General features: G+C 36.6%; 14 protein-coding genes. 4 read left to right on the top strand and 10 right to left on the bottom strand.

The features are described from left to right. Positions 1 to 32 precede the first annotated feature (32 nt). Positions 33 to 830 (bottom strand): TIGR00282 family metallophosphoesterase, encoded by a 798-nt coding sequence (locus BCR25_RS14755; protein WP_069664352.1) that lies wholly within the window; start codon positions 828 to 830, stop codon positions 33 to 35. A 400-nt stretch (positions 831 to 1,230) separates the two neighbouring features. On the opposite strand from BCR25_RS14755, the gene BCR25_RS14750 reads away from it, so the two are divergent. Continuing rightward, the gene (locus BCR25_RS14750) at positions 1,231 to 1,434 is read left to right on the top strand and encodes a helix-turn-helix transcriptional regulator (RefSeq protein WP_069664351.1); all 204 of its coding nucleotides are present in this window, start codon (positions 1,231 to 1,233) and stop codon (positions 1,432 to 1,434) included. Positions 1,435 to 1,916: 482 nt separating this feature from the next. On the opposite strand, the gene BCR25_RS20460 is transcribed toward BCR25_RS14750, so the two are convergent. From BCR25_RS20460 to BCR25_RS14710, 9 genes are all read right to left on the bottom strand, one after another. Beyond that, on the bottom strand, positions 1,917 to 2,066 hold the full coding sequence (locus tag BCR25_RS20460) for a hypothetical protein (RefSeq protein ID WP_169819027.1): 150 nt from the start codon (positions 2,064 to 2,066) through the stop codon (positions 1,917 to 1,919). A gap of 1 nt (position 2,067) precedes the next feature. Next, positions 2,068 to 2,415, bottom strand: a complete 348-nt coding sequence (locus BCR25_RS14745; RefSeq protein ID WP_069664350.1) for a hypothetical protein — start codon at positions 2,413 to 2,415, stop codon at positions 2,068 to 2,070. A gap of 235 nt (positions 2,416 to 2,650) precedes the next feature. Then, positions 2,651 to 6,430, bottom strand: a complete 3,780-nt coding sequence (locus BCR25_RS14740) for a SpaA isopeptide-forming pilin-related protein (protein WP_069664349.1) — start codon at positions 6,428 to 6,430, stop codon at positions 2,651 to 2,653. A gap of 126 nt (positions 6,431 to 6,556) precedes the next feature. After that, the gene (locus BCR25_RS14735) at positions 6,557 to 7,189 is read right to left on the bottom strand and encodes a hypothetical protein (RefSeq protein WP_139124599.1); all 633 of its coding nucleotides are present in this window, start codon (positions 7,187 to 7,189) and stop codon (positions 6,557 to 6,559) included. Beyond that, on the bottom strand, positions 7,101 to 8,282 hold the full coding sequence (locus BCR25_RS14730) for a WxLIP family cell surface protein (protein WP_069664490.1): 1,182 nt from the start codon (positions 8,280 to 8,282) through the stop codon (positions 7,101 to 7,103). Before BCR25_RS14730 ends, BCR25_RS14735 begins: the two co-directional genes overlap by 89 nt. A gap of 141 nt (positions 8,283 to 8,423) precedes the next feature. Then, positions 8,424 to 9,236 (bottom strand): WxL domain-containing protein, encoded by an 813-nt coding sequence (locus tag BCR25_RS14725; protein ID WP_069664348.1) that lies wholly within the window; start codon positions 9,234 to 9,236, stop codon positions 8,424 to 8,426. A gap of 61 nt (positions 9,237 to 9,297) precedes the next feature. Beyond that, positions 9,298 to 10,137 (bottom strand): WxL domain-containing protein, encoded by an 840-nt coding sequence (locus BCR25_RS14720; protein ID WP_069664347.1) that lies wholly within the window; start codon positions 10,135 to 10,137, stop codon positions 9,298 to 9,300. Beyond that, positions 10,134 to 10,415 (bottom strand): LPXTG cell wall anchor domain-containing protein, encoded by a 282-nt coding sequence (locus BCR25_RS14715; protein ID WP_069664346.1) that lies wholly within the window; start codon positions 10,413 to 10,415, stop codon positions 10,134 to 10,136. Before BCR25_RS14715 ends, BCR25_RS14720 begins: the two co-directional genes overlap by 4 nt. Positions 10,416 to 10,606: 191 nt before the next feature. Beyond that, the gene (locus BCR25_RS14710) at positions 10,607 to 11,296 is read right to left on the bottom strand and encodes a winged helix-turn-helix domain-containing protein (protein WP_069664345.1); all 690 of its coding nucleotides are present in this window, start codon (positions 11,294 to 11,296) and stop codon (positions 10,607 to 10,609) included. A gap of 389 nt (positions 11,297 to 11,685) precedes the next feature. Here BCR25_RS14710 and BCR25_RS14705 point away from each other — a divergent pair, with 389 nt between their 5' ends. From BCR25_RS14705 to BCR25_RS14695, 3 genes are all read left to right on the top strand, one after another. Then, positions 11,686 to 13,626: a MucBP domain-containing protein gene (locus tag BCR25_RS14705; protein ID WP_069664344.1), complete on the top strand. Its 1,941-nt coding sequence runs from the start codon at positions 11,686 to 11,688 to the stop codon at positions 13,624 to 13,626. Positions 13,627 to 13,822: 196 nt separating this feature from the next. Continuing rightward, positions 13,823 to 15,268 (top strand): helix-turn-helix domain-containing protein, encoded by a 1,446-nt coding sequence (locus BCR25_RS14700; protein ID WP_069664343.1) that lies wholly within the window; start codon positions 13,823 to 13,825, stop codon positions 15,266 to 15,268. Beyond that, on the top strand, positions 15,246 to 15,584 hold the full coding sequence (locus BCR25_RS14695) for a MucBP domain-containing protein (RefSeq protein ID WP_069664342.1): 339 nt from the start codon (positions 15,246 to 15,248) through the stop codon (positions 15,582 to 15,584). Before BCR25_RS14700 ends, BCR25_RS14695 begins: the two co-directional genes overlap by 23 nt. Positions 15,585 to 15,643: the final 59 nt, after the last annotated feature.

Below are 15,643 nucleotides of genomic sequence, written 5' to 3'. Positions count from 1 at the left end.
AACTCTCTGAGTCATATCTTGGGCTTATTTGGCTATTCTTCAAAGGGACGATCTTCGCTGATTTGGATCGGTTCGATTTTTTTAGCCTGTCCTGTTTGATCGTCAATATCGATAATACAAGCAGATAAAATACTCCGTCCTTCCTCGACGACTTCAAATCGTTTAGGTAAAGAAGTTAAAAATTTCTCGATGATTGGTCCACGCTTCATTCCTAAAATACCGTCATACGGTCCAGTCATACCAACATCGCTTAAAAAGGCTGTGCCAGCTGGTAAAATACGGGCATCATTGGTTTGTACATGGGTATGCGTTCCTACGACTGCACTGACTTTTCCATCTAAAAACCAGCTCAGTGCTTGTTTTTCACTCGTCGTTTCTCCGTGAAAGTCTACAAATATCAGAGGCGTTCTTTTACGTGCTTCAGCGATCAGTGCTTCGGCTTTGCGGAAAGGATCATCAATATCAGCCATAAATACCCGTGCCTGTAGATTAATCACCGCTAACTCCAGTTGATTGACTTTGACAAAAACCATCCCTTGACCGGGAGTCCCTTCTGGAAAATTAGCTGGACGAATCATTTTTTTAGCATCTCCGATAAACTCAAAAATATCTTTATTATCCCAACTATGATTGCCTAATGTAACTACATCTACGCCATCTTGTAGAAACTTCTTGTAAATTTTCCCAGTGATACCTCGACCTGCTGCAGCATTTTCGCCATTAGCAATGGTTACTTGCGGGTGATATTTTTTCTTTAGTTTAGGTAGATAAGTGCTGATCGTCTCACGTCCTAGCGAGCCGACAATGTCGCCTATAAATAATATACGCAAAAAATTTCCTCTTCTCTTTTGATTTCTATGTTTATTATAGATGTTTTTGAACTGGAATAAAAGACTTTGCTGATTATTCCTTTAGCTGCGTAATCAATAAAACATTGCTTAAATCAATCACTTTCAGCCAGTTAGTAACCGATAACTCAAAATAAAAATAAGCGAACTTTATGATTTCTTAACAACTCTTTTAATAAAGTATTTATAATATTTTGATTTTTTGATATGATTGTACTAGGGAAGATATTTGAACTACTGTGATCGGTTATGTAAGAAGGATCGTATTCTAGCTGCACGAATCGATTCAATAGATGCTTTCAGCTTGAATCATCTAATCCTCTTTACTTATTCCAATCACCAAAGAGCATTTTTTATTGATACTTACACAGAAGGAGATTTTATGAGAAAAAATAAGAAGAAACAAAATAATTTACAAGAATTCCGAATGATCCATGGTTTCACTCAAGAAGAGCTTGCTGATAAAGTCAGTGTTTCGATCCAAACTATCCAAAGCATTGAAAAAGGAAGATACAAACCTTCTGATTCTTTAGCCTTTAACATTGCTCGTTCTCTAAATAGAGAAGTTGGTGATATTTTCTCTTAAATTACTGGAGAAAAACCACAAAATATCATGGGTTTGACAAGGCATAACTGCTCAATGGAGGTTACTTATTTAGATAATTTAGCAAGCATCAGTTGTTCAACTTTTACTTTTCCTACTATAAAGCAAAGCTAGGTTTTCGGATATAGGTAAACCATATAGTTTCCGTTAGTAGTTTCTTTGTTTACGGTGATTAGATAGATTATTTGTTAAATATGGTTTAGAAGACAGTAGTTATTATTGCTTCTAAACTTTTTTGAATTAGCTGGATCCTTTTCCCACTCTTCAAGAAATTCTTTTCATTCATTTCTTTATTACTCTTCCACAGAAAATGCTATTTTAATCTAATTATTTGTTAGTTTGATAAATGAACAGCAAAATGACTGGGACATAACTCTATGAGTTACAACCCAGTCACCTAGAATCCAAATAAACGGTGGAAGCAGAAACAAACACTCCTGTTCCTCCTCAACAACCAAGATATTTTATTCTTCGGTTTCAGATACATTGATGATATAGTCTCTATATTCCTCTTTAATTGGTTTGTTGATTTTCTCATATTGATATACTGAGAAACCAACTATAATAATCACTACCATAATAATTGCTACTATTATTTTCGTCTTTTTCTTCATCTTAAACACCAAATACTGTTACTGTATGACCATACTTTTGATGATGAGCTAATGCATATTTAGATGCCGAGCTATACATAGCATGCCAAGCACTTTTATAACCACAGCCTCTCGTTTTACACCTCCATTGATATCCCCAGCGAGGCGCTACACCGTTCTGGTAGCCACCGTCTTCGATTTCAATGATATCGTTATCAACAACTACCTCTACTCCTTCTAGATAGAGTAATGGCGTACGTTCATGAATCTGTTGTTTATCAGCAAATGCTGAAGTAGTTGATACAATAGCACTTAAAAATACTAGTAATGTCAACCCTACCCCTTTAAACAAAATTTTCTTCATTTTCATAACAAATTCCTCCTTTTTGATATATTATTATGTTACATTAAAATATATTACACGTCAAATGATATTTATTTAAAACTTTAAGACGAATAAAATGATCGAACAAGTCTTGTTCTTTCTACTCCCTACCAGTGAATCATTAGACTACATTTTAATTATAAAAAAACAAGTGACTGTGGTGTAACTCATAGAGTTACACCACAGTCACTTAGAATTCGAATAAACGGTGGAAGTTGATTTATGGTTCTTGAATGATCTCCCATGTCACTTCTCCAGTATATTCATCAGCCAACGTTCCTTTGGCAGGAACTTCCAGTTTGAAACCTTGGCTTTCATTTTCAACCGTATCTAAAATAAAATTGAAGTTCTTTTTAGCTTTGTCGTCAGCATTCTGTTTGTTGTTCACTAGCTCGCCGCCAGTACCGTTCAAAATAACACTATCTGTACCGTTCTGGTAAATCAACCGCGCATCTTTCAACACTTTGTTTCCAGTGGTTGTAAATTCTTTTGATAGAAATGCATTTAAACGAATATTTCCTCTGATTTTTCCAGTATTTGTTGCAGCACTAGGTGTAATTTGTCGATTATCTCTTAGCGCTACTTCAAAATCGTCCGCATTATCATAGGAAAGAACTTGTTCAAAAGGAGAGACAAATCCCGTTTCAAACGTTAGTAGCTTGGGAACGGTTAGTGCAAGCAGTCCTTCATATTTGTAATAGACAGTGCCACTGTCATAAGGAATGATTGCCGCTTCTTCGGTTCCTTCTATTTTTCCTTGATCAAAAGTTATAAAACGGTAATCCGCACTTTCATCATTCATTTTTGCTAATTGCTCTTTTACTTCTTTTTGTTCCTTAAGATTGATAGTTGTACCATTTCCAGCGGCAACTGTAATTGGTTCGACAGTTTCAATGTCTGTCCCATCTTGGTAAGTAAAATGAACGATGATCTGTCCTTTTTTAACGTAAGGAATGGTCAATTTATTTTCTTCTGTTGCAGATAAGGAAATAACCTTGCCCGGATCACTATAGTCATCATTTGGTAAATAGCCATCTGGCGCTTTGATTTCTTTTAGTAGATAGTCGGTAACAACATACTCTTTTAAAATAATTTGTCCGTTGGCATTTGCAGTGACTGTATCTTTCAGTTTTCCCTCTTTATCAAGTACTTCATAGGTTGCTCCTGAAACGGGCTTATTGGTTACCGAATCAACCATTGTTATGGTCATATCTTTTAAAATCAGATTTCCACCACCACCGGCTCCAGAATTATCGATATCAAATTTTCCTGACCATGCATTCGACATATAGCCTTGTTTACTGTTTGAATTATTGTAGTTAATATAAGGATGCGTAGCACTGCCCCCAGAATAGTTTTTAGTACCGCTTGTATTAAAATTCCACGTTAATTTTACGATCAAGCCATTTTTTAATTGGTCATCATTGATCATGAGTTTCCAAGCAGAATAGCCGCCTCCCACCATAGAAATTACTGATTTCGGCAGTGGATTTCCATCTCTATCAGTGACTTCTCTTAAACTAGCCAACTCTTTAGAATCATTTGCTGGTGTAATTGTGGCAAGGTCGATTTCCGTTCCTTTGATCAGAGCTGAGCCATTATTTTTTTCGATTTTCAAGGTACCTTCTGCAATATTTGCGTATGTTTGACTCGTGGCTAAGGTAAAGCTGGCTGGGAGTCGATTATTGAAATAGACCCACGCTGTTGGATTGACTGCTTGAAAATTGTCACTAGTTTGACTAATCTTCACTACATCGCCTACAACATTATAATAGTTGTTTTTACCAAACGTGAAACTGACCATAATCGGCCGCTTCATTTTTTTATTTTTCACCCGAATTTGATTGTCTTCTATCGTTATGTCTGGGTAATCTTCACTAGTTGATGTAATCTCTTCTCCCGGCAATAGCTTACTGTATTCAGTCGATGAAAATTGTTTAACTGTATTCACTGTAAATGCTTGTTTTAAAACAGTAACGTCTAAACTTTTATGATTAATGATAATCTCGTTATTATTAATTTCTGCACTACCAGGATTTATCAGCAATTTTATTTGATTTACAGGCTGTCCATTTACAAGCTCAGTCGTTGAGCTTGAGCTATTTTTACTTAACATAAATGGTGAATTTGTAATGAGATAACTTGGTACATATGCATAGCCTGTAGTTGGAAAATCCTTTTCTACGGAAGAGATAAAAGATAATGTAGGGGTGATCGTATTCGTTGCACGTGAATATTTTGTGTCAACAGTTGCCAGATCAACGCCTGTTTCATAAGAAATCGTCAGTTTTTCTTTGGTCTCTTTTAAAAATTTAAGTTCAAAAGTATCTGACGTCTTAATCAGTTCATAGTCTGTCCCTTCAACTAATTCTTTTTTTGCACCATTTCTACCGAATGCTACACTAGTGACTTTCAGATTTTTTAAGGTGCCAGCTTTCACACCCTCTCCAAAATTATCGGTAACTTTGACCACTTTTTGGTAAAGAGCATTTAACGTGGCTGTCCAAGTGATAACATTATTGTCTTCACTGAAAGTACCTGATTTCACATTATTGTCTTGTCCTTTAAATGTGGTTGCGCCACTTGTTTGATAGCCATTACCCGAAAGGATGAAACGTTTATTATAGGGGGCCGTAACGGTTCCGTCTATCCCAATGTAAAGATCTAACCCGAAAGCGTCAGTCGTATCTTCTCCTAAATACGTTAATGTTACTTCTCCATACGCACCACTAGTGATCTTCCAATTACTGATCGTATTTTTAGTCCCTTCAACAACTGACCCGTTTGCATTGAACGATACTTTATATTCTTGCGCCAAATTTGTATCGATCGCTACTAATGCAGGATCCCCTTCGTTTGTTAAGGTGAAGGTGTCTCCTTTTTTCAACTGTTGATTTGTTCCATTGATATAAATAGGTGTTTTGACGATGGGTTCATTATCTTTGACATTCGTATCGATAGTAATTGTTCCTAACCCTAAATAACCTAGCTCAACTACGCGAAAGCTTAGATAGAATCTACCTAGTGAAAGAAAGTCGGTCGTTGTTTCACCGGAATAGATCCAAAAAGAAATTGGCGAGGATATAGAACCTGTTCTCCCATTTGAAATAGGATTAAAGTCTGAATAATCGAAGCTCATTTTCCCTTCTGATACCTCTAACGCCTCATGAAATCGCTCTTTAAATTTAAGTCGCGCCGTACTATCCGAAAGTGGGACAACAGTAAAATCCGTACCGAGTTTCAGTTCCTTCTTTTCGCCTATAGGATCACCGTTGATCGTTGTTTCATACGTATAATACTTATAAGAGCTAAGATCATGTGTAGAAGTAACATAGCCGTCCGTCCAATAACTTGGTATCATTTTTTTTGACCATTCTACTTGGAGGTTGTTCTTAGATAGATCAATATGCTTATAATTGATGTTCATTTTGTCAAATTCTCCACCCCAGTTCGGCATCAAACTGACTTGGTTGTCCTCTGTATCAAAGGTTTTTCCATATACATACTTAGTAGAATCATCAACATATAAGTGTAAAATATACGTTATGGGTGTTTTAGTCTCAAATGGCATTTGTTGTTTTGAATTTAATGAAGCATCAAAATTGATTCTTGTCGTTAAATCTAGATTATATTCTGCAGACTGAACATCTTTTATCATTGTTAAGGTTACTTTTCGAGTAGCAGGATCAATACGATACGCGGCCGTATCACTTAAGTTCCCCTCAATAACCGTAGTATAGGTGAATCCTTCTGGTAGTGTTGTTTCAAACGTGTCTCCAACCTTATAATCTTTATTGGTAAACTTGAAGTTCATGGTTACTTTCACTTCTGAGTTGTTTTTGAGATAGTCTTCTTGCTCCAATACTCTGTTTTTTTCTACTGGAACAATGATTTTGACACTTTGAAAAATGTTATCTGTAATTGCTCTTGTTGCTTTTATTTCTTGCGCTTGAAGTTTATTTTTAGCACTCAACGAAGTAACTAAAATAAATCCTATCACTAGGCTAACGCCTAAAATCATCAAAGAGAGAATATACTTTTTATTTTTCATATTAAGTATTGAAATAATGGTTATTTCAATGGTTCACTCCTCTCATTTTTTCCGATAATTAACAACAACCCATGTTTATTTTTCATGCTTGAATTCAATCCGTTCATTGGAAAAATAGCTATTGTTTAAATATAGTTTTTCCTTTTTTTTGTTCCAATGAATGTTTTCCAACGTCATATGTACGACTGTATCTACGTTAGAAACTGACTGAATTTGTTGAATCCCTTTTTTTGTATATTGAAGCGTAAGCTCTTGATCCGTCTGTTCAGAGAGAGTATATAGTTCAGATTTTTTTTTCAGTGCGGCGATTTCTTCTTTTGAAAAATCCTTCTTATTTACTCTAACGAATAGTTTTACTTGTGTTCCGTCGTACGTGTTGACGCCAGCTGCTTTCCAGGTTCCCGCATAAACCAGTGTCAATCCTATTGTCTGTTGGTAGTTAGGCAATGCCAATTCCCACGTTTTTCCGCGGCTTTTCAATTCCATCGTTTCATCCGCTGACAGCCAATTGCCCTCAATTTTTTGGGCGAAAGGATAACAGAAATAACCGGCAATCCCTCCAATAAGCAAAACGATGATCAATATACCTAAGACGATGTAAAAGGACAATGGACGCTGCCTATTTTCGTTTAGTTCCTCTTGAAGTTGTAGAGGTTGGTCGATTGGCTGGTCGTGATTTGCGTTTGTCGTTGGTTGGTCGTTTGTCATGTTCTTTTCCTTTTTTTCGCTTTTTTTGCCGTGCGCGTCTTGCCGCTTCTTTTCTTTTTTTCTTTTTCTTAGATAGAATGATCAAGACGATAATCAGAATAATCACTACTAAAATAAACACTGCAGCACCGATCAGAACATACATTAGATAATCCTTTTCAAGATCCACAGCTTGCTCATTCAGCTCTTTGGCTTCTTTGGCGCTGATCACAAATTCTTGATCAAATGTCCATTCTTGTTCAGTATCTTCTGATTTTGCTTTTACTTTAGCGATATATGTTCCCGCAGTAAATGGCTGATTTTCCCAGCTGATCGGGATATTATAATTTGTATTCGGTGCAACTCGATAGCCTTTTACTTTGGTTTCATGTAGTGGTGTACTGTCTCCTTTTTTAGTGACAGTTGCTTCGTAAGAAACATTATCGATGATTGTTGCGGTTGGATTTTGTAGATTGATCTTTACTGTATTACGTCCAGCAATTTGAGAAGCAAAAACTTTCTTGATCGCTAGCTCAGATTTAGGCAAATCGTCGGATTCTCTTAGCTGAATCGCAACTGAATAGGCAAAATTATTCGAGATATTAAACCCTTTTTTTGTCTCCTCCGTTTCCTTTGCTTTCGCATCTGCGCTCGTGACCCGAATAGCTCCCAGAATCAGCCCTTCAAAGGGTTCGTCAGGAATTTCAAGCTGGACCTTCGTCACCGTGGTTCCTTTTGCTGGAATGCTGACTGTCTGCTCAGATGTTGCAATGCTGGATAACGGATATTTCAAGGATGAATCTTTATTCGTATCGTCTTCTGTATAAACAAATGATCCCCCGTCTCCTGTATACGCAGGATTGATATCGATATTAACTGTAGCATCTTGATCCCCTTGGTTATACAATTGAAAAGAAAGTTCTTGCTTCTCTCCTGGTTTGACCTTTAAATCATAATAACCTGCATCTTTTGCTATTTGATTGTCTGGCAAAATCGCTTTAACCGAGATTGGAATCTCTTCTCCATAGGCGGGGGAAAATGACAATAAAAGAATCAGGCTCAAAAAAGACAACACTTGCCATTTCAAGTGAGTTGGTTGTTTGTGTACTCTCATAACTTTATCCTTTCTAACAAAATCGAGATCGGAAAAAAACAGTTGATATAACCAAGCCATTGTTTTTTTCCGCCGTTTAATCAAGTTTAAAACAGTTTAGATATGGCGATTAACGTCCGACCTCAATCAAACCCTAAACTTTTATGGGCCTACTGTTAATGTCCAATTTAATTTAGCGCCATAAGTCTTCGCCTGTACCCCATCACTTTGCGGAACATTTAGTTTCACATCTGCATTTTTGTCAGTTAATGCTGGCGAATCAGTTTTCCCATAATTTGACTCATCATAATCTTTTTGGAAGACGACAGAACTGATCGTTCCATTCGTAGTTGTTCCATCAGTTTTACCAGCTTTTGAAGTTAAAACAGCGATACTTCCAGTTGAATCAACGCCTTTTACCGGAACCTGAACGGATGAATCACTTGGGATCGTCAAACCTGTTACCACATCGGCAACATTGCTCGTTTGAACGTTGTTCGTCAATGCTTGATTGTAAATATTGATTCTAGATGCTTTTAAAGAATGCCCGCCGTTTTCCTTGAAAAGTGAATCCTGTTCCACTGTTACTGCCCAAGCAGTTCCTTGAACCCCTGAAACGTCGCCAACCTGCACAAAGTGAGGAATCGCATATTTAGTAGTGTCACCAGATTTTTGATAATGCTCGTAAATAGCATCATAATTTTTAGTATCAACACTTGTTTCATTATTACCAAAATCAAAATCTGGAACATGCATCAATTGGATATTTTCTACTGTCACACGTTCGTTATTCCCATCAACGATATCGATCTTTTCATCTGTACCAGGCTTGATCGTATTGATATTTCCTGATTGTGGAACAAACGATGCTTTTCCGTCTGTTTGTACAGCAGCTGATTCAGCAAAAGCGGATGTCGAGAAACCCAACGCTCCCACAGCGAGTAAACTTAATCCTAAAATTTTATTTTTTTTCATTTTTTTTGCTCCTTCTCTTTTGATTTTTCTATATTGCTCGAAAATAAATCACCGTTGCTTTTTATGGTTCTACTGTCAATGTCCATGTTAAATCAGCTGAATATGCTTTTGCTTGTGATTGATCACTTGCTGGTACATTCAGTTTCACGCCTTCATATCGTTCTGCGTTTGGTGTTTTCGTCGCATCATAGTTCTCTTCAAGATAGCTATTAGCAAAAATGGAAGAAGTATACGAGTTCAAAGTAAAGCCTTCTGTTTTATTTTCTAAAACAACAAGCTCATCTTGGCTGTCACTAGCAACTGGAATTGTTGAAAAGGCCCCGAACTCATCTGATTTATCTAAAGCAACACCAGCTACTTTATCCGCTAAGTCGCTAGCCGCATAGGCCGTGCTTGTCAACGTGTTGCCATAAATTCGGATCCGTGAATTAGTCAGTTTTTGCGGTGTACTGTCTTTTGTTTTGAAAACATCATCTTGTTGTACGCTAAGTTTCCATGTTGTTGCGCTATTACCAGATAAGTCTGCTACTTGAACAGAATGCGGCATATAAAATGTTTCTGCGCCTTGATTTTTTGTCCGTTTTTCTGTTAATGCTTCATATTCTGTTGTTTTCAAATTCGTTTTATTTGAACCAAATGAGATATCTGGTAAATGTGTTACATAAACATTGTTCGCTTCTGGCAGAGGCTTAGGTTTTGATGGATCTTCCGGATCTGGATCCGGATCAAGCGGACTAGGATCTTTTGGTCCTTCTTCTGGTTTTGATGGATCAGGACGATCACCCGCCGTAAATTCTGTCTCAGCTTTCGTTTTAGCGGTATCATCCGCATGGACTTCTGTCGCTGAATAGCTTAAAACCAACCCGCTCAATAGTAAACTTGTTATTATTTTGTTTTTCATTCTTGTTCCTTCTTTCGTGTATTTTTATTTTTTAAGTAGATAAAACTTAAAAGACAAATCCCAATAATTAATAAATATACGCTTAGCTGCTCTCCGGTGTGTGGCAGTATTCCTTGTTTATCCCCACTGATAACTTTATCAATGATTGGATTCTTAGGTTGTTCCCCTTGTGTAAAAGTGATATCGGATTGTGTCTTTCCAGAGGCTTGTGCAATTGTTCCAAAAAATGGAACGAATAAGAACAACATACAAATACTAGACCAAATCAATTTTTTCATCGTTGCCTCCCCTCTGTTTCAGTTGAACAAACTTCTTATTTTGTACTTATGAAGATGCTCTATCTTGAATGACTTTTGCCAATGATCCCCTTTTTCCAATTGACAGCTGCTTATTTTAAAAGGTAATTTATCTTTTCTAATTCCTCTTTGGACTACATTTCTCACCCCCTCTCCATGATTGAATACTTGCTTCATGCAGACAAAGTTAACATGTATCCTCTCGAGCGAATGGTTTTGATCATTTCAAGTTCTCCACGATTCACTTGAGCAATTTTAGCTCGTACCTTACATACAATATTCGCTACTCTACTTTGTGCTTGATTAACATCTTGGTTGACTTCTTCTCCCAGCAATGTTTTAGCGAGCATCTCATATGTACAAACTTCTTCTTTATTTTCATAAAGAATTTCCAACAAGCAATATTCTAACTTCGTTAAAGGCACATTATTTTTTCCAACGGATAAACTCAGCCTTAACGGATCCAGCTTAAAAGTAGCTCCCTGATATGTCTTTTCTTGTATCTGTGTATGCACGCTCATCGCTTTTAAATTGTTACTAATAGACAGATCGATTTCTTCTACTGTATAATCTTTTTCAAATATGCCGCAAACACCTAATTGTAGATAAATACTTTTTTCTTCCAACTGTCTCTCATTTGTCGCTACCCAGATCGGTAATGCTTCATGTGATTTAATTCGAATGACCCATTCACAAATTTCTCTTAAACCAAACTGTTGATTTTTGCAAATAAGTAGTGCATCTACATCTTTCAAGTCATTTTCCTCAAGGATTTCTTTACTTTCGAGGAAGTGTGTGGTTGTTTGACAAGCAATGAATTTTTCACTGATCCTTTTTTCAGTGTCTAATATCCCTACCCTCATCGTTCTTCTCCTATTTTATTTTCTCTTTGAAAATCAAATATCTTCATTTATCTCCTAAAAATAAATGATATTTATTTGAATTTCACTTAACTAATATTCTTTCAAATCTACCTAAAAAACAATGATGACTATTCATCTTTTTTCCTCTTTTTTATAAAATTCCGAGATTTTTTTGAACTTTATAAAAAACAAAGAAAAAAACTTCCGATTAGTATAGAAGCTTCTACTTAAAAAGTGTATTATTATTAATGGATTTCTTTTTTTAACACTATTTTTTACATGTGAAAAATCGAACCAACTAAGATAAGTAATACATATTTTCTTTTTTATACATCGTATTTTTTTGTTTTTTATATCATATTATTCTATTAATTTGAGGTGTTCTAACAGTGAACCATTTAAAAAAAGTACTTTTCCCTTCCGTACTGTGTCTTTGTCTCTACATTTTTGAAAATGATCCAACTGAAGTTACTGCCATTGATTTAACTACAGAAGATCTGTCTGTTGCTGAACAAACTACGTCTACTTCCTCAGAAAGCACGTCTTCATTTCAAGCCAGCACTCTCACTTCTGATTTGACGCAGCCAGCTTTAAAACAAGCGCTTGTTCCTGACAATATTTTAAAGGAAACCATTTTAAACAAGCTGGGAAAACCATTAACAAGCGAGCTGACCAAACAAGATTTGGCAATGCTGACGACTCTGGAATTGACGTCCGCACAAATCAATAGCTTAGCTGGATTAGAGTATGCAGTGAATTTGACCGACATCAGAGTGGAGGCGAATAACGTAACTGACTTTAGACCTTTGGAGCAATTATCATCGCTTGTCTATGTTCGTTTACGCGGGCAAAATTTAACGTCTGCAAATTTCCCTGACTTGAAAAAAAGTACTGGAATCACCTATATTTCTGCAAGCGCTACACAGTTGACAAACGATGTTTTGCCAAAGCTGACACAGCTTTCTGAACTCCAACGTCTTTATCTGGATTCAAATATGGGGATCACAACTATTGAACCGTTGAAAGTTTTACCAAAATTACGATCGATATCGATTCAATTTTGCGGTGTCACTGATTTTACCGTAATAAATGATTTTCCTGTCCTCAACGATCTAGCTGCATTTGGACAAAATATCGGGCGTATGGAGCCAAGTGCGACCATCACACGCTCGACATTAGCATACGATACTGAACAGGAAACGGTCTTTGTTCCTTTTGAATTGATGCCGCATCGCCTAACTAATTTTGATGGTTACTTGCCGCCTTTTTCTACATCATCGTCTGCAAATGAAACAGTCCTTGAATTCAACGGTGTACAGTTACCGGAAAATCGCCTGCAGATCACGGATCAAGGCATCACTGTTTTAAATGTTTCTACTGATGAGTTTGCTAGCTGGACTAGCATGCACTATAATGCTCGAATAAACAATCCTGCTGGAAGCTATGCAACGCCTGCACACTTTGGCTTTTATTCGATTTCATCCGGAACATATCTTCAAGATTTTACGATCGTTGAAGATCCTGTACCTGGTGCTCCTGTGTCTGTCCATTTTCGGGATACCACTGGACATGACATCATCGAGCCGCTTGTTTTAACTGGACAGGTAGGCGAATCGTTTACCGCAGCAGCAAAAACATTCACTGATTGGCTTTTAGTCTCTAGCCCTGCAACAACTGCCGGACTATTTACAGAAACCCCACAGGAGCTAACATTTATTTACGACAAAGCATTAGGAGCCGACGTAATGGTCGTATATACTGATGAAGAGAATCGGACACTGGCAGAGCCTGATACATTAAGCGGACGATTAGGAACACCTTACCAAGCAAAACCTAAACAAATCACTGATTGGCAACTAATCCAACAATTGGGTAATACTCAAGGAGTTTTTACCAAACAGCCACAAACAGTTCGCTTTATCTATAAGAAAGCTGAGCAAGCAGCCACTCCTTCCGTCATTGAACCTTATACTGAAACTTCGAGTTCCTATGTATTGCCAGAGCCCTCTACATCAAGAGGACTTATGAGTGTTGGCGAGAGGCATATGATCAATCAGATAATTCCTGAACAGACAACTGTTTTGAATCGACTACCTGATACTCTCGCTGAAGAACGCTTATTGCCAGATACACGAGCAGGTTTTAGCGAACCAAAAACTGTTTCTACTAAGAATCCACCTCAAAAAGCACAGGACACAGACGCTTTTGGTTCTGTAACTGTCAAAATTGTAGATGAAAAAGGCAATGAAATAGCTAAACCACAGACTTTAACTGGAAAGATCGGAGAAGTTTATACAGTAAAAGCAAAGAAGAACCGCGGAATAAAATAAAAAAAGAGACAGGATCATTTATGCGTAAAAACCAGTGAGGTCCTGACACGCTTCGCACCTCATTGTGTTTTACGTCAATAAAAATGATTGTTGAAGCAACCGATTCTCGGAGAAAATGCTTCAATCCAGTCTGGCTCAAAAAAAAGCAACTGAACCATCATCAAGATCACCGCAACTACATATTAGGAGAAAACAAATGAACTACTTAGATTTTTTAGATGACGAAGATCGTGAAAGATTAACTGTTCTGATGACACTACAGTCATATAATGATCAATACCTAACTCAAAAAAGATTGATAGAACTAACAGGCCTATCCAAATTTTTATTAGAGAAATACTTAACAGAACTAAATCATGACTGCCCAGAATTAGCCATTTCCAACGAACTTTATGATGAGCTGACCTATCAGGCTATTTCTAATGACATGATCCAAAAAGTCCAGCACACTTATGCAAAACGATCATTAAGATTTCGTTTTTTTATCGAAGTATTAGTGGAAGAAAAAACGCTAAAGAAATTCCAGGAAGAACAGCATATCGCTAAAACAACGCTTTATCTGATAAGAAATAAAGTGTTAAACTGTTTAAAACAAGAGAAGCTTCTCATTCAAAAAAACAAATTGATTGGACCAGAAATGCACGTTCGTTCGATTATTTTTGATATCGTCTCTTACTTCTATTTCGGTGAAAAATATCCCTTTTCTAGAGAAAATACCGAGGAAGTCAAACAGCTCTCCCAGCTTCTAGTGTCTTATTTTGGTTTAGATTTAACTTTTTTTCAGAAAAAGAAATTATCTTTGTTTATCCATATCGTCCGCATTAGAATCAAAAATCACCATGCCATAAAGGAAAATCTTTGCTCTGTTAGTGATCAGGCACAACAACTATACAAGCGACAGCTAACCATGATCGAACAAACACTCACTTCAGTGACCGACCTTTCTGATAGACCATTCAAAGAAACCAATTATTTGCTGACATTTTTATTTGTATCAGAGATGCTTAAGATCGAACTTAATTTCAACAAAGAGTTATTCACGCAAACCAAAATAGCTGCACAAGCACTATTGACCCAATTATCTAAACAATTCTTAGTCAAGGATAGCCAAAAAGAAGCATTGTATGATTCATTCTTAAAAAAGCTACTTAGTTTATCTATTTTTAGACAGAGCTATACAACTTTTGTCGATACAGCTGCCTATAGTTATTTTGCTGAGGTATATTCTTCCTTACATAAATTGATTTTACGCTTTGTTCGTAAAGATCCATTCCTTTTATCTTTAGAGTTATCTAAAAATGATCAAGCTAAGCTTTATTATGACATAATGTTTACCGTCCTCTCTTTATTAGAGCCGGTACAACTTGGAAGACCTATCAATATCTATATCGACTTTTCTCATGGTTTGGCTTATACAGAATACATTTGTCGAAGCTTACAACGTTTCCGTGATTTAAATATTGCTGTGCAGAAAAAGTTCAACAATGAAACACAAATCGTTTTATCCGATTACCGACTACAAAAAGCAACTTGTCAACAAATTGTTTGGAAACAACCGCCGACTCCATCTGACTGGGCAAAATTTGCAGATATAGTCATCGAATTGAGGGAGATAGAAAATGAAAAAAATACACTCTTTTAAATTATATTTTTTGATCATTCTGCTAAGCTTCGTTTTAGTTGTTCAACCCACACTGATTATTTATTATGCTAAGGGAGAAGAAGAACAGCACTGGGAGTTAGTCAATAGCTCCAACGTGTATGAAGGGCAATTTTCAGAGGACACACAAGAAGTAGTATTTGTTTATCGAAAAAAAAAGAACGGCGTTCCGTCCCAACTGATTACAGTAGAACCGACTACTACAACGCTTCCTTCCATTCCCAAGCACACCTCTCATTATGGTGAACTATTACGCAGTTTTTCTGGTATTTTTCTTTTTGGATCAGCTCGTTTTTGACTTTTCAAAATCAAAAAAGGCATTGCGAAAAAATTCGCAGTGCCTTTTTAGCTTTCATT

This window comes from Enterococcus termitis, assembly GCF_001730305.1.
GTDB lineage: Bacteria > Bacillota > Bacilli > Lactobacillales > Enterococcaceae > Enterococcus_L > Enterococcus_L termitis.
The sequence above is the reverse complement of the archived record's forward strand: the minus strand, read 5'-3'. Positions and strand labels throughout refer to the sequence as shown.